Source organism: Serratia sp. BNK-33-b (assembly GCF_048684565.1).
Classification (GTDB): Bacteria; Pseudomonadota; Gammaproteobacteria; order Enterobacterales; family Enterobacteriaceae; genus Serratia; species Serratia marcescens.
Map to the genome: position 1 here is coordinate 3,533,211 of NZ_JBLQTZ010000001.1, position 18,750 is coordinate 3,551,960.

Here is an 18,750-nt window from a genome sequence, read left to right on the forward strand (position 1 = left end):
CGTCTGTCTGTCGGCGCTGCCCCATTTTCTCCAGGCCAGTGCGTCATGCGCCGTTCCCTCTACTGATCATGACTTTTACAGCACCGCTCGAGAAATGACTCAATGGAATGAAGAGAATCGCGAAGCGCTTTCTCGATCTCCCGAAGCAGATTTAGATCTTCCTGAATTACAGTGGTCAGACCTTCCGGGCGAGATATTTTCACTGTCTCCACGTAAGTGATTTTTTGGGAGATGTTGCTAAGTGCGTCGCGCAAACCGCCTGCAATTGTACGCAAATGCGTCCTCGTGGAACCAAGCGTTCCTCCTGAGCTAATTTCGCGCGCAGCTTTCGCCATATATTCTAACCATTCCCCTGCCTGAAAATCGTTCAGGCTGGCTACATTGATGCTGGTTTTATCACTCATAGCGTCTCCAGGTAGCAAAAAGCCCACGCATATGCATGGGCCTGGATAAATCTCTATATGGTTTATATTATCATCACTGAGGATGTAGTCGATCCAAACTCATAAACACCTCGTCCAAACAATTTGATGCTGCATTGCTTTCTATATTGAACCTTGCCTTGCGACAGAAAGCTGCAAAATGCATTATTCCATTAAACTTTCGATTCAATTTTAACATTTGACTGATAATTTCTTGAAGCTCGATAGCCGAAGGGGCACATTGTTCAACTAACGTTATCATTTCGACATCAGTGCATTCATGTATTATGCTGCCCTTTTGCATTTCAATCGAAATGCCAACCATGTCCCATGGTAACTTAATTGATACGGTTTCGTGAAACGCACTGCAGGCCAAAAATTTCATTCTGACAGTTGCATCAGTCCTCTTTTGGTATTGAATAACCCTTTCCAGCATATTAATCCGCCTAAGATAAACGACCCGGGCAAAGGTTACAATCTGAAAAATAATTGAAAAAACAATCAACAAAGGAATTATGTTATTCATGCGACCTCATCTCCATTTGATGTCTGTAAGGCTTCCATTCGCATGTTTTGCGATTGCTGCTGAGCAATGGCCCTCTTTAACTCAAACTCAAGTGCGTCACTTACTCGCTCGTTGTCTAGCACTTTCATCTTTGATGCAAAACGCAGTAGCAAGAAAATGATTGGTGTGGCACATATCAGCAAATACCCTGTTGCTGCCACTATCGGACTTTCGTAGTAGAAAGCCAGATTCGCATTGAAGAATGCCTTGGCAACCTCACCCCATGCTGTTTTCATGTGTTTTCATCCATATCACCTCTAACCTCATATCCATTTGGAGAGTTTATTTACGGGAGATTCTGCACTACAAGGTAAATAAGAAACAAATTATTTAATGACAACCGTCGCCAGTAGATCACTACCGCTGTAAATCACCACCAGCGGCTGAAATCCCCCCCACACATACTATCTTCGAGGTCGCCTGCCCCTGCCTCATCATCTCCCGGCGAACGTCCGGGTGATTGAAGTCGGTAGCCACCATGCCGTTCTCATCGATAGTGAATTTCCCGGTGTTCTCATTAAGAAGGCGAATGAGCCGTTTTTCTGGGTCTTCAAACATTGGCACCTCCAAAATGCAAAAGCCCCGGCGGTTAGCCAGGGCTTGCTCACTAATCAGACCGCCTATGCCTGTTGAAGGTGATTTTTATCACCTTTACCGAATAGCCGTCGCTATCCTCATTCTCAGCTTCAACATTACGGATTAGCGGGCTATCTTCTTCAATGTGAGTGGCAATGTCCCGTAGCCACTCAGCAAACTGCCGTTTATCTTCCATACCACCCTCTGACTGCATTTTGTAGTCAGAGGACTATATCAACGCGAGGGTTAAATAAGCGAAGTCACTTTGTGACATGCATCGCGAAACTTAAAAAGAAAAAGCCCGCACAGTGGCGGGCTAAGTCTTGTGCGTTGCTGGCACTCTTATCACAATACAGCAGTTTTTTCGGGCCGAGGTAGCATTATTTTATAGCCAGAGCTAAAGGGGTATCGAAAACCGAGAAGCTGCAAGCGCCATCGGTAACGCCCAATCGTCCCGCAAGTTGTGCCATCGCCTTTTGCATCCATAAAACATCGCGCCGAAGCTGTCTAAAGCTTTTAGCGTCAACGCAATTGCGTCCATCGATATTTTTTACTGTGGCAGGCTGGCCCGGCTCATAATTGACCAGCCACCGACCGTGCGCAGGAATGGTGACGGTAATTTGATGCTCGCCGATGCGAGTGCTGTAGAGCTGCGCTTCCATGCGGTTGAATTCCGCAATGTAGGCCTCCTTGAATGCAGCGGCCTTTCTACCGGTAAAGCCCATGACGAGGAAGATGAAACCGTCTTTGGTGATTTCGTACATGGGTAATTTTCTACCGGTACTGTCGGTGTATTCACTCGCCGCAAAATTGCGGTCAGTGAATTCAGGCGAGCAATCGAGGCTACGCAGCTTTTTTAGCACATCGTCGTGGCGCTTATTGAAATATTCGGCGATAGCCTGCGAAGTGGTTACAGCCTTGCCGTTTTGGATGAATACATTCGGATTGGTGGTGCGCGTTAATGCTGAAATGGTCATAGGATTACCTCTGTTTGAAGAAATAATCACCACCGTCCGGTGCAAATCGATGGGTGGTGAGACGTACAGGGTTTGCACTACCGGAACAGAGAACCGGCCAGCCTTTCGGCTGCCCTGCACGCCCCACCATTGTTTGGGTGTGGCTGTGCTTTACGCATAAAAAAACCGCTTGGCGCGGTTATGCGCTCTGTTATCCGGGGTGCAAATCCCGACAGCCAATGAGTGGCTGCACGGTGAATATAGCCCCGGATAACTGCTGAGTCAAATTTTCAAACAACACTTTTTCAAGCACTTTTAAAGGTGCTAATATCAATCCAACCTAAAAGGAGGGCATATGACCTATCAAATTCTAACCACCACCGCAGCTAGCATTACCGACCTGAAAAAAAACCCGATGGGAACAGTGGCTGACGGTGAGGGAGAAGCCGTCGCAATCCTGAACCGTAACGAACCCGCTTTCTACTGCGTCCCACCAGCGTTATACGCCTACTATCAAGAGCTGGCCGAAGATGCCGCATTGAATCACATTGCTGACGAACGCCTGAAAGATGCTGAGTTCGTGGATGTGAATATCAATGACCTATAAACTCAAGTTTGATAGCCGAGCACTCAAAGAATGGCGGAAACTCGGTGATCCAATACGTGAACAGCTTAAGAAAAAGTTAGCCGAGCGCCTGGATAATCCACACGTGCCTGCAGCTAGACTATCCGGTCGCACCAATCGCTACAAAATCAAACTCCGATCATCAGGCTACCGCCTTGTGTATGAGGTCAACGACAACGAAATCACCCTACTCGTGATCGCCATTGGCAAGCGGGATGGCGATAAAGTCTATGAGCTCGCTGACAAACGCTAGCCGATCAGCTTGCGCATGACCGCAACACACTTCACCGTGGTCATGCGCAATGATTTTTAGTCTCGCCAGATTTTCATAGTTTTCGCATCGATTTTAAGCGGCCTAAATCGCCCTCTGCGCCACTCTATTTTTAACGCCACTCACGGCATGGGTTTTCTGTTTTATCTCTTCTGTGTTCGTCTGGTACACGATTTGAACGTATGCATCCATATCCAACGGCACACCAAGCACGCACAAGACGCCATCAATGAAACTTTCCGCGATTTGGAGCTGTCGGCGAATTTCTCGCTCATTGCACTTCAGGTTGCGAGCTATGGCCGATTTCGATTGTCCGTAAACGTACGGGGCATGGATGCCGGAATGCAGCACTGAGCAGATAGAGATGCTCAACCGGAAATTGGCGACAACTGCCCCACTAGTGCCCCAAGCATCTGACGAAAAGCATGAAAAACACTTTAAATCAATAGGTTAATACGAATCATGCGCCACATGCTGAGCGTACCGTTCGAGAACCTGAGCATTATTTATCATCAGGGCATTCAGTTGGCGCCCGAAGCGCTGTTCAGCAAGGTGGTGGAGCGTAACCGCGGCGGTTTCTGTTATGAGCTGAACACGCTGTTCGCCCTGCTGCTGCGGGAGATCGGTTTCAAGGTGAGCTTCATCTCCGGCGAGATCCGCGCGCGCGACGGCCATTTCGGCCCGCCCTACGACCATCTGGCGCTGCGGGTGGATCTGGCGGAGCAGGCCTGGCTGGTGGACGTCGGTTTCGGCGATTCCTTCCTGACGCCGCTGAAGATCGTCGCCGCCGAGCCGCAACCGCAGGCCAGCGGCACCTTCCACCTGGAGCAGGAAGGCGAGTATTACCTGCTGGAGCGCCGCAACGGCGACCAACGCTCGCATGCCAAAACGCTGTATCGCTTTACCGTTCAGCCGCGCGAGTTACACGAGTTCGACGAGATGTGCCGGTTCCACAGCACCTCGCCGCAGTCGCATTTCACCCAACGCCTGGTGTGTTCACGGCCGACGGAACACGGCCGGGTGACCCTCAGCGACATGAAGCTGATCGTGACCGAAGATCACCAGCGCCACGAAACGACGCTGCATTCGGAAGAGGAACGCCGCGCCGCGCTGTGGCAGCATTTCGCCATCGATTTGGATCGTTGACGGCGCCGGCGGCGTAATACTGGTCAGTTAGCGTTTTTCTGAACGTATTTGTGCAGTTTTCGGTCGATAAAGATGAGATGCGCCATGAGGCTCATACGCTTCGACCGAGCCAGGGGCCGAAGGCGCGGCCCCTCCAATTGCCGTTCATTGTAGTAACAGAGAAATTCTGGGCATTTACGGCAATTCATCCTGCACGCCACGTACAGAGACTGGATAAAAAAATGCCAGTCAGGCTTAAGTGACCAGCATTACGCACAACGGTATCCTTTTATTACGATTCTGTTACATCGATTGCATAACCGCGCTTGGCTGATTGCCAGCACCGCGGCGGCAGGCATCATAGGGTCATGATTCGGCAACAGAGTGCGAAAATGATCCGTGTGATACTGGTGGATGACCATGTGGTGGTGCGCTCCGGCTTTGCGCAATTGCTCAGCCTCGAAGACGATCTCAACGTGGTGGGGCAATACAGCAGCGCGGCGGCAGCCTGGCCGGCATTGCTGCGCGACGACGTCAGCGTCGCGGTGATGGACATCGCCATGCCGGATGAAAACGGCCTGAGCCTGTTGAAACGCCTGCGGGCGCAGAAGCCGCAGTTCCGCGCGATCATCCTCAGTATCTATGACTCCCCGACCTTCGTGCAGAGCGCGCTGGATGCCGGCGCCAGCGGCTATCTGACCAAACGCTGCGGGCCGGAAGAACTGGTGCAGGCGGTGCGCTCCGTCGATATGGGCGGCCATTACCTGTGCGCCGACGCGCTGCGGGCGCTGCGCGGCGGCGTGCAGCCGGCCACGGCGCTGGAAGCGTTGACCCCGCGCGAGCGCGAGATCTTCGATCTGCTGGTCAAAGGCGACAGCGTAAAGGAGATCGCGTTCAAGCTCGATCTCAGCCATAAAACGGTGCACGTGCATCGCGCCAACGTCCTGGGCAAGCTGCAGTGCAACAGCACCATCGAGCTGGTGCATTTCGCCCTCGACCATCAGCTGCTGGCGGGGCATTGATGTCACCCCGCTTCCGGCCCTGGGTTATCTCGCTGTTTATCCTGTTGGCCTGGGGCAGCGGCTGGCTGATGCTGTGGACGCTCGGTTTCTACCTGACCCACAACGGCAATCAGGCGGCGCTGTTTCTGCCTCACGGCGTCTATCTCGCGCTGCTGATCCTGCTGGCGCGCCGCTATTGGCCCGCCCTGATGATACCGCCGGTACTGCTGCTGTTCTGGCTGCACGGCGAACGCCTGCTGAGCGGCTACAGCCTGCTGGCCGCGCCGTTCATCACCCTGCTCCCGGCCGCGCTCGCGCAGCGGTTCTGGCGCCGTTTTCCGCTCTACTGGCAGCGGCTGACGCTGCTGCTGGCCGCCGTGACCGCCGCCTCGTTGCTCAATACCGCCCTGCTTGCGCCTTTCGCGCACAGCCCGGCGATGCTGCTCGGCCTGGCGTCGTTTACCGGCGGCGTCTTGCTGACCCCGTTCGTCTACCTGATCTTTGAATTTCTGCGCCAGCAGCACCGTTACCACCTGCTGGGGCTGGACACCACCAACCCGCCGCTGCGCGCCTCCTTAATCATCTGGTGCAGCCTGTTTTTCGTTATCGGCATCGGCACCCAGATGGTGCTGTCGCCGGAAATCGAACGCCTGCTGCTGATCGTGGTGTTTCTGCCGAACGTGGTGATGGCGTGGAAGTTCGGTTGGCAGGGCGGCGTGCTGTCCGGCCTGCTCGGCAGCATGATGATCACCCTCGCCCGGCAGGTCGGCGTGGGGTTCGGCAATCTGGTCGAGCTGGAAATCTTTCTGGCGACGCAGGCGCTGCTCGGCATCGGTCTGGGCATCGCCATCAGCCGCCAACAACATCTGGCGCAAAACCTGCACCATTATCGCCGACGGCTGGAAGAAGAACTGGCGGCGCGGCGGGCGCTGACCGAAAAACTGATCCACACCGAAGAAGACACGCGGAAAAACCTGGCGCGCGAGTTGCACGATGAAATCGGCCAGAACATCACCGCGATTCAAATTCAGTCGCAGCTGGTCAAGCGGGCGCGCGATCCGGCGCAAACCCAAGCCGCCGCGAACCAGATAGCCGATCTCGCCCGGCGCATTCATCACTCCACGCGCCAGCTGCTGCGCCAGCTTCGCCCGCCCGCACTGGACGAGCTGGCGTTCAAAGACGCGCTTCACCACCTGCTGAATGAATTCGCCTTCAGCGAACGAGGCATCCGTTGCCGTTTCGACTACCGACTCATCGACACGCCCGCCGGCGAGACGGTGCGCTTCACCCTCTACCGGCTGCTGCAAGAGCTGCTCAACAACGTGTGCAAACACGCCGAAGCCAGCGAAGTCGCCATCGTCTTGCATCAACAGGGTGAGCTTTTGCACCTCGAGGTGCGGGACAACGGCATCGGCATCCGTGCGGACAAGGTGCCCGGCTTCGGCATTCAGGGGATGCGCGAACGGGTCAGCGCGCTCGGCGGCGAACTGACGCTGGAAACGCAGCGCGGCACCCGAGTAATTGTTAACCTGCCCACAAATTTGCAACAAACCGCCGACTAACTAGGAAAAAGTCTTAGCCACTCCGGACTTTCTCTCATCCCCTTTCCCTTTCACCTTCTTATAGTCAGCACCAGGGAGGCGGCTATGCAAGCACGCTCGGCATCTGAAATCGATCATCGTTACCGCGCGCTGCGCCCGCGACTGCTGCTGTATATGGTCATCGGGTACGCCGCCTTTTACCTGACGCGCAAAAGCGTGAATTACGTGCTGCCGGCGCTGCAAACGGATTTGGGGCTGGATAAAGGGGACATCGGCCTGCTCGGCTCGCTGTTTTATCTGAGCTACGGCCTGTCGAAATTCGCCGCCGGGTTGTGGCACGACGGCCATGGGCAGCGCGGGTTTATGGGGATCGGCCTGTTCGCCACCGGAGTGCTGAACGTGGCGTTCGCCTTCGGCGAATCGCTGACGCTGCTGCTGGCGGTCTGGGCGCTGAACGGCTTCTTTCAGGGCTGGGGCTGGCCGCCCTGCGCGCGGCTGCTGACCCACTGGTATTCGCGCAACGAGCGCGGCTTCTGGTGGGGCTGCTGGAATATGTCGATCAACCTCGGCGGCGCGATCGTGCCGCTGATCAGCGCCTTCGCCGCCCAGCGCTGGGGCTGGCAGGCGGCGATGTTGATCCCGGGGGCCGTCAGCATGGTGCTGGGCCTCTGGCTGACGCGGCGGCTGACAGGCACGCCGCAGGAAGAAGGCCTGCCGTCGGTCGGCCGGTGGCGCCACGATCCGCTGGAGCTGCGCCAGGAACAGCAAAGCCCGCCGATGGGGCTGTGGCGGATGCTGCGCACCACGATGCTGAAGAACCCGATGATCTGGTTGCTCGGCGTCTCTTACGTGCTGGTCTACCTGATCCGCATCGCGTTGAACGACTGGGGCAACCTGTGGCTGACGGAAAGTCACGGCGTCAACCTGCTCAGCGCCAACGCGACGGTGATGCTGTTCGAGATAGGCGGCCTGCTCGGCGCGCTGTTCGCCGGCTGGGGCTCGGATGTGCTGTTCGGCGGGCAGCGCGCACCGATGATTTTGCTGTTCACGCTTGGGCTGATGGTGTCCGTCGCCGCGCTGTGGCTGGCGCCGGTGCATCACTACGCGCTGCTGGCGGGCTGTTTCTTTGCGGTGGGCTTCTTTGTCTTCGGCCCACAGATGCTGATTGGCCTCGCCGCCGTGGAATGCGGGCACAAAGGCGCCGCGGGCTCCATCACCGGCTTTCTCGGCCTGTTCGCCTATCTGGGGGCGGCGCTGGCGGGCTGGCCGCTGTCGCGGGTCATCGAAGGCTATGGCTGGTCAGGCATGTTCAGTTTGCTGTCGATCGCCGCCGTTCTTATGGGTTTATTGCTGATGCCGCTGCTGATGGCGAGCGTTACCACCTCTACCGAGAGAAGGATAAAACAATGAAAAAAACGTGGGTCACTACCCTGATAGCGTCCGGCATCGCGCTGGCGACGCTGAGCGGCGCCGCGCACGCCAAGGGCCGCCTGGTGGTTTACTGCAGCGCCACCAATGAAATGTGCGAAGCGGAAACCAAAGCCTTCGGCGAGAAATATGACGTGAAAACCTCGTTCATCCGCAACGGTTCCGGCAGCACGCTGGCAAAAGTGGACGCCGAGAAAAAGAACCCGCAGGCAGACGTCTGGTATGGCGGCACGCTCGATCCGCAATCCCAGGCCGGTGAAATGGGGCTGCTGCAGCCGTACAAATCGCCGAACCTCGAACAGGTGATGACGCAATTCCGCGATCCGGCCAAGCTGAAAGGCAACTACTCCTCGGCGGTCTACGTCGGCATTCTCGGCTTTGGCGTCAATACCCAGAGCCTGAAAGAGAAAAACCTGCCGGTGCCCAAGTGCTGGAAAGACCTGACCAAGCCGGAATACAAGGGCGAGATTCAAATCGCCGATCCGCAAAGTTCCGGCACCGCCTACACCGCGCTGGCGACCTTCGCCCAGCTGTGGGGAGACGATCAGGCGTTCGATTACCTCAAGCAGCTGAACGCCAACGTTTCGCAGTACACCAAGTCCGGCATTGCCCCGGCGCGCAACGCCGCCCGCGGTGAAACGGCGATCGGCATCGGTTTCCTGCATGACTACTCGCTCGAAAAGGAACAGGGCGCGCCGCTTGAGCTGATCTCGCCGTGTGAAGGCACCGGCTACGAAATCGGCGGCGTCAGCATCCTCAAAGGCGCGCGCAACCTCGACAACGCCAAGCTGTTCGTGGATTGGGTGTTGTCGAAAGAGGCGCAGGAGCTGGCGTGGAAGAAAGGCAAGTCCTATCAGATCCTGACCAATACCACCGCCGACACCTCGCCGAACTCGCTGAAGCTCGACGACCTGAAGCTGATCAACTACGACATGGACAAGTACGGCTCGACCGAGGTCCGCAAGGCGCTGATCAACAAATGGGTCAGCGAAGTCAAGATGGGTAAATAAGCCCACATTCTGCGCCTGTTGCCGGGTAAGCCTCACGCCTTACCCGGCCTGAACATCCGGGAAACTTATGTCACATACACATGCACTCCATCTCGTGAAAAAACGAGATGCGATATTCCTTTGGGTTTTGCTTGGCTGGCTGGCGTTCGCCCTGCTGCCGAGCTGGAGCCTGGATTACGGCCTGCTGGAGTCCACCGGCGATGAAATCCTCGCGGCCTACGGCTGGTCACACCGCAATATCAGCTGGCTTTGGTGCCTGTTGCCGAGTCTGCTGCTGCTTCGCCCCTACGCCGCGGCGGGCGGTGAACGGCGGCGGCGGCACGCGTTCGACGCCGGCTGGGCGCTGCTGTGCATGGCCTTTATCGTCGTCAGCGCCACGGTGGCGGGACGCGGCTTAGGCTACGCCACCCTGGTGCAATTGATCGCGCTGGGCGCCATCATGACGCTGGCGCTGACCCGCCTCGAATGGCTGGGCGGCGACCGTTTCGTTATCGGCGCGCTGGTCACCATCGTGGCGCTGATCGGCGTCTTCATCGTCTGGCCGAGCATCGCGATTTTCATTCCGATGTTTACCGACCAGACGGGCGCGTTCGCGCCGCTGGCCTTTATGAACGTGCTGTCGCAGGCGCATATCGTTCAGGTGATCCTCAACTCCATCGCCCTGTCGATCGCGGTCGGCGCCGGCTGCACCTTCTTCGGCCTGGTGCTGGCGATTTACACCACCCGCATCGCCAAACGCAGCGCCATTATCGGCCGCATCTTCTCCATCCTGCCCATCGTCACGCCGCCGTTCGTCGTCGGCCTGGGCGTCACGCTGATGATGGGGCGCTCCGGCTACGTCACCGAGTGGATGGTGACCTGGTTCGGCCTGACCAACACCAACTGGCTGTATGGTTTTACCGGCATCTGGCTGGCGCAGGTGCTGGCGTTCACGCCGATGGCGTTCATGATCCTCGACGGCGCGATCAAGACCATTCATCCTTCGCTGGAAGAGGCCTCCTACACCCTGCGCGCCAGCCGTTGGCAAACCTTTAACGGCGTGTTCGTGCCGCTGCTGAAACCGGCGCTGGCCAACGCGTTTCTGATCGTGGTGGTGCAATCGCTGGCCGACTTCAGCAACCCGCTGGTGCTCGGCGGCAACTTCGACGTGCTGGCGACGCAAATCTATTTCTACATCACCGGCTCGCAGCTCGACTATCAGGCCGCCAGCACCCTCGGCGCCTTCCTGCTGCTGTTCTCGCTGCTGGTGTTCTGCATCCAGTACCTGTGGATCGGCAAGCGTTCCTACGTCACCGTGTCCGGCAAATCCTACCGCGGCGACGTGCAGCCGCTGCCGGTCACGCTGGTGTGGAGCGTGATCGCGCTGCTGGCGGTGTGGATCGCCTTTAACGCCCTGCTCTACGGCAGCATTTTCTACGGCAGCTTCACCGTCAACTGGGGGGTGGATTACACGCTGACGCTGGATAACTTCATCAAGCTGTTCGGCCAGGGCATGAGCGACGGCGCGTGGCCTTCGCTGCTCGACACGCTGCTGTACGCCGGGATCGCCGCGCCGATCACCGCCGCGTTCGGTCTGCTGATCGCCTGGATCGTGGTGCGCCAGCAGTTCAAGGGCAAAAAGACCATCGAGTTCACCACCATGCTGTGCTTTGCGGTGCCGGGCACCGTGGCGGGCGTCTCTTACATTCTCGCCTTCAACAGCGCGCCGGTGTACCTCACCGGGACAGCCGCCATCGTGATTATCTCGATGGTGATGCGCAACGTGCCGGTGGGCATTCGCGCCGGGATCGCCGGGCTGGGCCAGATAGACAAATCGCTGGACGAAGCCTCGCTCAGCCTGCGCGCCGGCTCGCTGCGCACCATCACGCACATTCTGCTGCCGCTGCTGCGCCCGGCGATCCTGTCGGCACTGATCTACAGCTTCGTGCGCGCCATCACCACCGTCAGCGCCATCGTCTTCCTGGTCACTCCCGATACCCGCGTGGCCACCGCCTACATCCTCAACCGCGTGGAAGACGGCGAATACGGCGTGGCGATCGCCTACGGTTCAATTCTGATCGTGGTGATGCTGGCGATTATTTTCCTCTTTGACTGGCTGATCGGTGAGGCACGCATCTCCCGTTCAAAAGCCAAAAACCAGGCGTAATGGAGCCCATGATGAGCCAGAAAAATTTCGTTGAACTGCGTAATGTCTCCAAACGGTTCGGCAGCAACACGGTAATCGATAACATCACGCTCACCATCCCACGGGGGCAAATGGTGACGCTGCTCGGCCCTTCCGGCTGCGGCAAGACCACCATTTTGCGCCTGGTCGCCGGGCTGGAGAAACCGAGCGACGGGCAGATATTCATTGATGGTGAAGACGTCACCCATCGTTCTATCCAGCAGCGTGATATCTGCATGGTATTCCAGTCTTATGCCCTGTTCCCGCACATGTCGCTGGGGGAGAACGTCGGCTATGGCCTGAAGATGCTCGGCATTCCGCGCGCCGAAGTGAAAGCGCGCGTGCAGGAAGCGCTGGCGATGGTGGATCTGGCGGGGTTCGACGATCGCTATGTCGATCAGATCTCCGGCGGCCAACAGCAGCGCGTGGCGCTGGCGCGCGCGCTGATCCTCAAGCCGAAAGTGCTGCTGTTCGACGAGCCGTTGAGCAATCTCGACGCCAACCTGCGCCGCAGCATGCGCGAAAAGATCCGCGAGCTGCAAAAGCAGTTTGATATCACGTCGCTGTACGTCACCCACGATCAGAGCGAGGCCTTTGCGGTCTCAGACACCGTGCTGGTGATGAACAAAGGGCATATCATGCAGATGGGTTCGCCGCAGGATCTCTATCGGCAGCCCGCTTCGCGCTTTATGGCGAGCTTTATGGGGGACGCCAACCTGTTCCCGGCCAGTTTCAGCGCGGAACATGTCGATATCAGCGGCTATCGCCTGCCGCGCCCCGCGCACTTTGTCGCCCAGGGCGCCGGCACGGTGGGCGTGCGCCCGGAGGCGATCACGCTGAGCGAGCATGGCGATGAAAGCCAGCGCTGCGTGATCGAACATGTCGCCTACATGGGGCCGCAGTATGAGGTGACGGTGGCATGGCACGGACAGCAGATTTTGCTGCAGGTTAACGCCACCCGCCTGCAGCCGAACGTCGGCGAGCAGTATTATCTGGAAATTCATCCCTACGGCATGTTTATGCTGGCGGATGCGGCATAATAAGCATCACTCTTAAGCGTTAGAATAACGGCCATCCCGAACGGGATGGCCGAAAATAATCGCCAAAAACACCGTATTTATCTATTTTTACAATTCCACCCAAGTCCTTGTTCAGCCGAAAAATAAACATAACCACACCCACTAAAAAATAACCACCCAGTTCACTCAGGGTGATATTTTTATTTAAATAGGGTAAGCTTAATCCCGCAATCGAAATTATTTAACGGCCAACTCAAGGAGAAATTCATGAGCAACAATGCAAACGCACAGGCGCAGCTGGATAATTTACGCAACGTCGCTTCCCAGCTGAAGGAAATGCGCCACTATGCGCAGGCGAATACCGAGACGCTCTCCGCACACTGGCTGGCCTTCGATCAGGGGGAATGCAAAAATAAGGCATTCGCCGAAGCCATTAACGACCTGTTGAATAAACAGGGCGCCTGTCTGGAAGGACTGGAAAAAACCATTCAGGATATCGAGATAGAATTGAACCGTCTCGACAAAGCCGCCTGATAATACCATTTTAAATAAACCCGCCGCGCGCGGGTTTATTTTTAGCTGCGGCAGATGACGCGCGCAATATCCCCAGACGTCGTCAGCGCGCGTATTTCGCTGAACAGTTCGGTGGCTTCGTCATATTCTTTACGCAAATAACCCAGCCACTGTTTGATGCGCGCCACGTGATACAGACCGGTGTCGCCCTGCTTTTCCAGATGGACATATTTTTGCAGCAGCTCAACCACCTGCGGCCAGGGCATGCGCGGCTCGTTATACTTCACCACCCGGCTCAGGTTCGGCACGTTGAGCGCGCCGCGCCCCAGCATGACGGCGTCGCAGCCGGTCGCCTGCAGGCAATCCTGCGCGCTCTGGTGATCCCAGATCTCGCCGTTGGCGATCACCGGGATGCTCAGCCGCTGACGGATCTCGCCGATCGCCGCCCAATTGATGCGATCCGCCTTGTAGCCGTCCTCTTTGGTGCGGCCGTGCACCGTCAGCTCGCTGGCGCCGGCCTGCTGCACCGCATCGGCGATTTCAAAGCTGCGGCTGGAGGAATCCCAGCCCAGACGCACCTTCACCGTGACCGGCAGATGGGCCGGCACCGCCGCGCGCATCGCCTTGGCGCCCTGGTAGATCAATTCCGGATCTTTGAGCAGCGTCGCCCCGCCGCCGCTGCCGTTCACCAGCTTGGACGGGCAGCCGCAGTTGAGATCAACGCCGTAAGAGCCCAGCTCCACCGCACGCGCGGCGTTCTCCGCCAGCCATTGCGGGTACTGCCCCAGCAGCTGTACCCGCACCAGCGTGCCCGATGGCGTGCGGCTGGCGTGACGCAGCTCCGGGCACAGCCGGTAGAACGACTTGGCCGGCAGCAGTTGATCGACCACGCGCAAAAATTCGGTGATGCACAGATCGTAGTCGTTCACTTCGGTGAGCAACTCACGCACCAAAGAGTCGAGAACGCCCTCCATCGGAGCCAATAATACGCGCATGACCAATCCCAGCTAAAAAAAGACCCGCAATGATACGGGTGAATGCCCGCGCCAGACAAGCCTCTGCGGGCATTAAAAATGCCGTCAGCCCAGCCGGCGGATCGGTTGGCCGGCGAGGAACGCCGCAATGTCCTCGACCGCCTCGGTGAAGTAGGCGCGGTAATTGTCGTCCGCCACATAACCCACATGCGGCGTCGCCAGCACGTTGGGCAGCTGGCGAAACACGTCGTCGGCCGGCAGCGGCTCCGTCTCGAACACGTCCAGCCCGGCGCCGGCGATCTTCCGCTGTTGCAGGATGTCCACCAACGCCGCCCGATCGACGATGCCCGCGCGCGAGGTGTTGATCAGGTAAGCGGTGGGCTTCATCGCCGCCAATTCATCACGCCCCACCAACCCGCGGCTGCGGTCGCTCAGCACCAGGTGAATGGAGACAAAATCGCTCTGCTCAAACAGCGCCCGTTTGGATGACGCCAGCTCAGCGCCCTCCTGCGCCGCCCGTTCCGCCGTCAGGTTCTGGCTCCAGGCCAGCACCCGCATGCCGAACGCCTGCGCCACCCGGGCCATCTGGCCGCCGATCTTGCCTAACCCCAGCAGCCCCAGCGTTTTCCCCTGCAGCGTGACGCCTAAGCCCAGCTGCCACGGGCCATTGTTTTGCAGCCCGACGCTTTCCGGTACGATATGCTTCGCCAGCCCGAGCAGCAGCGCCCAGGTCAACTCCATCGGCGCCGCCGACCCGCTGCGGGTGCCGCACACGACTACGCCACGCTCGGCGGCGGCGGCCAAATCGATAGCGGCGTTGCGCATGCCGGAGGTGATCAGCAGCTTCAGCTTCGGCAGCCGCGCCAGCAGCGAGGCGGTCATCGGCGTGCGCTCGCGCATGATGACCAAAATGTCGCACTCCTGCAGATGCACCGCCAGTTCCGCTTCATCGGTAAAGTGCGCGCTGATGGCGGACACCTCCACCCGATCGGCCAGCGCCGACCAGTCCGCCATCTTGAGCGCCACCTGCTGGTAATCATCGAGAATTGCGCACTTCAATTTCATCTCCGTCTCCTGGAATGTAGGGGTAGCCACCGTCCAGCCTAGTACGAAAATGGCGTTCCGCCAGGCAAAAAAAAGCCGCCCGTATCGGCGGCTTACTCTTTGAGCAATCAGGCTTATTCAGCCGGTTTGCGATTGCGCGGGCGGCGCGAAGACGGCGCGCCGGAACGGCGCTGGCCGTCACCCTGCGGGCGAGCGTTGCCGTTACCGTTGCCACGGTTTTCACGCTGGCCGCCGTTGGCGTTACCGCTGCGCTGGCCGCCGCCGTTACCGGAACGCTGGCCACCGCCGTTGCCGCGCGGCGCGCCGCGTCCGCCGCCCTGGCGGCCGTTGATGATCGGCTCGGCCTTGATGGTCGGATCCGGCTCGTAGCCCGGCAGCGCAATGCGCGGAATTTCACGCTTCAGCAGACGCTCGATGTCGCGCAGCAGCTTGTGTTCATCCACGCACACCAGCGAGATAGCTTCACCGGTGCGTTCCGCGCGGCCGGTACGGCCGATACGGTGCACATAGTCTTCCGGCACGTTAGGCAACTCATAGTTCACCACGTGCGGCAGCTGGTCGATATCCAGACCGCGCGCCGCGATATCGGTCGCCACCAGCACGCGGATGCGGCCATCTTTGAAATCGGCCAACGCACGGGTACGGGCGCCCTGGCTCTTGTTGCCGTGGATCGCCGCAGCGGTGATGCCGTCTTTGTTCAACTGTTCCGCCAGGTGGTTGGCGCCGTGCTTGGTGCGGGTAAACACCAGCACCTGTTTCCAGTCGCCTTCGCCGATCATCTGCGACAGCAGTTCCCGCTTACGCTTCTTGTCGACGAAGTGCACGCTCTGCTCGATCTGCTCGGACGCAGTGTTGCGGCGCGCCACTTCCACCGAGGCCGGGTTGTGCAGCAGCTTGTTGGCCAGCGCCTTGATGTCGTCGGAGAAGGTCGCGGAGAACAGCAGGTTCTGGCGCTTGGCCGGCAGCTTGGCCAGCACGCGGCGGATGTCGTGGATAAAGCCCATGTCCAGCATGCGGTCCGCTTCGTCCAACACCAGAATTTCGATTTTGGACAGGTCAACCGCGTTCTGATGTTCCAGATCCAGCAGACGGCCCGGCGTCGCCACCAGGATATCGACGCCGCCGCGCAGCTTCATCATCTGCGGGTTGATGCTCACGCCGCCAAACACCACCAGCGAACGCAGGCGCAGGTGTTTGCTGTAGGCTTCGACGTTTTCGCCGATCTGCGCCGCCAGCTCACGGGTTGGCGTCAGGATCAGCGCGCGCACCGGGCGACGGCCTTTGACCGGATGGTCATGCTTGCTCAGCAGCTGCAACAGCGGCAGGGTAAAACCGGCGGTTTTACCGGTGCCGGTCTGGGCGCTGGCCATCAGGTCACGACCTTCCAGCACGACAGGGATAGCCTGACGCTGGATTGGCGTCGGTTCGCGATAGCCCTGTTCTTCAACAGCGCGCACAATTTCAGCACTTAAGCCGAGGGTTTCAAATGACATAAAGAGAAAAACTCCAGATCCCCCCTAACCTAACGGTGTTCGGTGCAGTTTCCTGGGAGGATGATCAGACGGGGCATTAAGCATGACCACGAGGGATTGGCACAAACTGCAGTGCACCAGGCGCCGATTGTAACAGAAGTCGCGCAATAAAAAGCACTTTTACGCACCTAGAGCACAATCTGCCGTAAATTCAGCATTGTCTGAAGCCGATCACATAACTCATTGTGGTTAGCGGTTGCGTTTTAGACAATCTGGCATAAAGTTAATCATATGATTGATTAACTTCGAGCGTGACCCATGCCAGCTTCCGTCCCTCATCAGGCCGCCGGCCGGGCGCGCGGCGAGCAAACGCGCAGGCAGCTGCTCGCCGCGGCGACCGAACTGTTCGGTGAATTCGGCCTGCAGGGCGCCACCACGCGCGATATCGCCCAGCGCGCCGGCCAGAACATCGCCGCCATTACCTACTACTTCAGCTCCAAAGAGGGGCTGTATCTGGCCGTGGCGCAATCGCTCGCCGATTTCATCCAGCAGGCGTTCGCCCCGTTGGCCGAAGAGGTCGATCGCTTTGGGCAAGAAGCGCCCGAACAACGCTCACCCGACGCGGCGCTACGCTTGCTGCAGCGTGGCCTGCTGGCCTTCAGCGAGCTGATGACCCAGCCGCACACGCTGAACCTGAGCAAAATCATGTCACGCGAACAGCTCGCCCCGACCGAGGCCTACCCGCTGATCCACCGCCAGGTAATCGCGCCGATGCACGAGCGGCTGTGCCGCTTGCTGTCGGCCGCCACCGGCATCGACGAACACGCTCCCCGCCTCGTATTGCATACCCATGCGCTGATCGGCGAGGTGCTGTCGTTCCGCGTGGCGCGCGAAACCATCCGCCGTCAGGCCGGCTGGCAAGAGATTGGTGAAAGTGAAGCGGCGCAAATCGCGGCGGTGCTGAGCGAACATATTGAAATTCTGGTTACTGGGCTGCGCCAACGTCATGGCGCGTAAATTCAGGCAGGGAGTGTTATGAACAAAAAACGCAGTGCCTTGATCGTGTTGTTAATTCTGCTGATCGCGGCCGCCGCTTACGGGGTCTGGCATTACCAACAGCAGCAGGATAAGCCGCTGACGCTGTACGGCAACGTCGATATCCGCACGGTCAACCTCGGCTTTCGCGTCGACGGCCGCCTGGCGTCGCTGACGGTGGATGAAGGCGATGCCGTTCAGCCGGGCCAGCTGCTCGGCAAGCTGGACGACGCCCCCTACCGCAACGCGCTGCAGCAGGCCGAAGCCAACGTCGGCAGCGCGCGCGCCAAACTGTCGCTGCTGCAGGCCGGCTATCGCAGCGAAGAGATAGCCCAGGTGCAGTCAGAAATGGCGCAGCGCCAGTCCGCCTTCACCTATGCCGACAGCTTCCTGAAACGCCAGCAGGGGCTGTGGGCGAAAAACGCCACCTCCGCCGACGCGCTGGAGGATGCACGCACCGCCCGCAATCAGGCGCAGGCCAATCTGCAGGCGGCAAAGGACAAGCTGTCGCAATACCGCAGCGGCAATCGCCCGCAAGAGATTGAACAGGCCAAGGCCGACGTGGCGCAAAGCGAAGCGGCGCTGGCGCAGGCGCAGTTGAACCTGCAAGACGCCACGCTGATCTCCCCTTCCGCCGGCACGGTGCTGACCCGCGCGGTGGAGCCGGGCACCATGCTCGGCGCCGGCGGCACGGTATTCACCCTGTCGCTGACCCGGCCGGTGTGGGTACGTGCCTACGTCAACGAGACCAGCCTGAATCAGGCGGTGCCCGGCACCGAACTGGAGATCTACACCGACGGCCGCCCCGGCAAGCCTTACCACGGCAAGATCGGCTTTGTCTCGCCGACCGCAGAGTTCACGCCGAAAAGCGTTGAAACGCCGGACCTGCGCACCGATCTGGTGTACCGCCTGCGGGTGATCGTCACCGACGCCGACGACGCGCTGCGCCAGGGCATGCCGGTCACCCTGCGCTTCGCCAAACCCTGAG

20 protein-coding genes and 2 pseudogenes are annotated in these 18,750 nt (G+C 58.8%); 12 read left to right on the top strand and 10 right to left on the bottom strand.

Annotation, left to right across the window (positions count from 1 at the left end):
* Window positions 1-59: 59 nt before the first annotated feature.
* From ACMGGK_RS17025 to ACMGGK_RS17050, 6 genes are all read right to left on the bottom strand, one after another.
* Window positions 60-404, bottom strand: a complete 345-nt coding sequence (locus ACMGGK_RS17025) for a hypothetical protein (protein WP_420277055.1) — start codon at window positions 402-404, stop codon at window positions 60-62.
* Between the two features lie 73 nt (window positions 405-477).
* Window positions 478-948: a hypothetical protein gene (locus ACMGGK_RS17030; protein ID WP_420277056.1), complete on the bottom strand. Its 471-nt coding sequence runs from the start codon at window positions 946-948 to the stop codon at window positions 478-480.
* Window positions 945-1,223 (bottom strand): hypothetical protein, encoded by a 279-nt coding sequence (locus ACMGGK_RS17035; protein WP_420277057.1) that lies wholly within the window; start codon window positions 1,221-1,223, stop codon window positions 945-947. Before ACMGGK_RS17035 ends, ACMGGK_RS17030 begins: the two co-directional genes overlap by 4 nt.
* 121 nt (window positions 1,224-1,344) lie before the next feature.
* Window positions 1,345-1,545: a hypothetical protein gene (locus ACMGGK_RS17040; RefSeq protein ID WP_420277058.1), complete on the bottom strand. Its 201-nt coding sequence runs from the start codon at window positions 1,543-1,545 to the stop codon at window positions 1,345-1,347.
* 398 nt (window positions 1,546-1,943) lie between these two features.
* Window positions 1,944-2,540 (bottom strand): Rha family transcriptional regulator, encoded by a 597-nt coding sequence (locus tag ACMGGK_RS17045; RefSeq protein WP_420277059.1) that lies wholly within the window; start codon window positions 2,538-2,540, stop codon window positions 1,944-1,946.
* Between the two features lie 4 nt (window positions 2,541-2,544).
* Complete coding sequence (locus ACMGGK_RS17050) at window positions 2,545-2,670, bottom strand: ash family protein (RefSeq protein ID WP_420277060.1); 126 nt, start codon at window positions 2,668-2,670, stop codon at window positions 2,545-2,547.
* A 204-nt stretch (window positions 2,671-2,874) separates the two neighbouring features.
* Here ACMGGK_RS17050 and ACMGGK_RS17055 point away from each other — a divergent pair, with 204 nt between their 5' ends.
* Window positions 2,875-3,126 carry a type II toxin-antitoxin system Phd/YefM family antitoxin gene (locus ACMGGK_RS17055; protein WP_239043695.1) on the top strand — a complete coding sequence of 84 codons (252 nt, stop codon included), beginning with the start codon at window positions 2,875-2,877 and terminating at the stop codon, window positions 3,124-3,126.
* Window positions 3,116-3,397 carry a type II toxin-antitoxin system RelE family toxin gene (locus ACMGGK_RS17060; protein ID WP_239043696.1) on the top strand — a complete coding sequence of 94 codons (282 nt, stop codon included), beginning with the start codon at window positions 3,116-3,118 and terminating at the stop codon, window positions 3,395-3,397. The genes ACMGGK_RS17055 and ACMGGK_RS17060 overlap by 11 nt, the downstream gene beginning before the upstream one ends.
* A gap of 207 nt (window positions 3,398-3,604) precedes the next feature.
* Here ACMGGK_RS17060 and ACMGGK_RS17065 read toward each other — a convergent pair.
* Window positions 3,605-3,787: pseudogene (locus ACMGGK_RS17065) on the bottom strand (antiterminator Q family protein); the annotation flags it as partial.
* A gap of 93 nt (window positions 3,788-3,880) precedes the next feature.
* On the opposite strand from ACMGGK_RS17065, the pseudogene ACMGGK_RS17070 reads away from it, so the two are divergent.
* The 8 genes and pseudogenes from ACMGGK_RS17070 to ACMGGK_RS17105 all read left to right on the top strand — a co-directional run.
* Window positions 3,881-4,561: pseudogene (locus tag ACMGGK_RS17070) on the top strand (arylamine N-acetyltransferase family protein); the annotation flags it as partial.
* A gap of 371 nt (window positions 4,562-4,932) precedes the next feature.
* Window positions 4,933-5,562 carry a response regulator gene (locus ACMGGK_RS17075; protein ID WP_420277061.1) on the top strand — a complete coding sequence of 210 codons (630 nt, stop codon included), beginning with the start codon at window positions 4,933-4,935 and terminating at the stop codon, window positions 5,560-5,562.
* Complete coding sequence (locus ACMGGK_RS17080; RefSeq protein ID WP_016928665.1) at window positions 5,562-7,103, top strand: MASE1 domain-containing sensor histidine kinase; 1,542 nt, start codon at window positions 5,562-5,564, stop codon at window positions 7,101-7,103. The genes ACMGGK_RS17075 and ACMGGK_RS17080 overlap by 1 nt, the downstream gene beginning before the upstream one ends.
* Before the next feature lie 60 nt (window positions 7,104-7,163).
* The gene (gene uhpC / locus ACMGGK_RS17085) at window positions 7,164-8,492 is read left to right on the top strand and encodes an MFS transporter family glucose-6-phosphate receptor UhpC (RefSeq protein WP_259300468.1); all 1,329 of its coding nucleotides are present in this window, start codon (window positions 7,164-7,166) and stop codon (window positions 8,490-8,492) included.
* Window positions 8,489-9,520, top strand: coding sequence for an ABC transporter substrate-binding protein (locus ACMGGK_RS17090; protein ID WP_420277062.1), 1,032 nt, complete (start codon window positions 8,489-8,491; stop codon window positions 9,518-9,520). Before uhpC ends, ACMGGK_RS17090 begins: the two co-directional genes overlap by 4 nt.
* Before the next feature lie 67 nt (window positions 9,521-9,587).
* The gene (locus ACMGGK_RS17095; RefSeq protein WP_049299454.1) at window positions 9,588-11,666 is read left to right on the top strand and encodes an ABC transporter permease; all 2,079 of its coding nucleotides are present in this window, start codon (window positions 9,588-9,590) and stop codon (window positions 11,664-11,666) included.
* Between the two features lie 11 nt (window positions 11,667-11,677).
* On the top strand, window positions 11,678-12,724 hold the full coding sequence (gene fbpC, locus ACMGGK_RS17100) for a ferric ABC transporter ATP-binding protein (RefSeq protein WP_060444173.1): 1,047 nt from the start codon (window positions 11,678-11,680) through the stop codon (window positions 12,722-12,724).
* 246 nt (window positions 12,725-12,970) lie between these two features.
* Window positions 12,971-13,237, top strand: a complete 267-nt coding sequence (locus tag ACMGGK_RS17105; RefSeq protein WP_004939738.1) for a hypothetical protein — start codon at window positions 12,971-12,973, stop codon at window positions 13,235-13,237.
* A 41-nt stretch (window positions 13,238-13,278) separates the two neighbouring features.
* Here ACMGGK_RS17105 and dusC read toward each other — a convergent pair whose 3' ends face one another.
* From dusC to rhlE, 3 genes are all read right to left on the bottom strand, one after another.
* A complete protein-coding gene (gene dusC, locus ACMGGK_RS17110) occupies window positions 13,279-14,211 on the bottom strand; it encodes a tRNA dihydrouridine(16) synthase DusC (protein WP_028127658.1) in 933 nt (310 codons plus the stop codon).
* 84 nt (window positions 14,212-14,295) lie between these two features.
* Window positions 14,296-15,255: a D-2-hydroxyacid dehydrogenase family protein gene (locus ACMGGK_RS17115; protein WP_420277063.1), complete on the bottom strand. Its 960-nt coding sequence runs from the start codon at window positions 15,253-15,255 to the stop codon at window positions 14,296-14,298.
* Window positions 15,256-15,368: 113 nt separating this feature from the next.
* Window positions 15,369-16,748 (bottom strand): ATP-dependent RNA helicase RhlE, encoded by a 1,380-nt coding sequence (rhlE, locus tag ACMGGK_RS17120; protein ID WP_079449548.1) that lies wholly within the window; start codon window positions 16,746-16,748, stop codon window positions 15,369-15,371.
* Between the two features lie 297 nt (window positions 16,749-17,045).
* Between rhlE and cecR the strand changes: the two genes are divergently transcribed.
* Both cecR and hlyD read left to right on the top strand, forming a co-directional pair.
* Window positions 17,046-17,744 carry a transcriptional regulator CecR gene (gene cecR / locus ACMGGK_RS17125; RefSeq protein ID WP_176063553.1) on the top strand — a complete coding sequence of 233 codons (699 nt, stop codon included), beginning with the start codon at window positions 17,046-17,048 and terminating at the stop codon, window positions 17,742-17,744.
* Between the two features lie 18 nt (window positions 17,745-17,762).
* Window positions 17,763-18,749, top strand: coding sequence for a secretion protein HlyD (hlyD, locus tag ACMGGK_RS17130; RefSeq protein WP_016928674.1), 987 nt, complete (start codon window positions 17,763-17,765; stop codon window positions 18,747-18,749).
* The last annotated feature ends 1 nt before the right edge of the window (window position 18,750 follow it).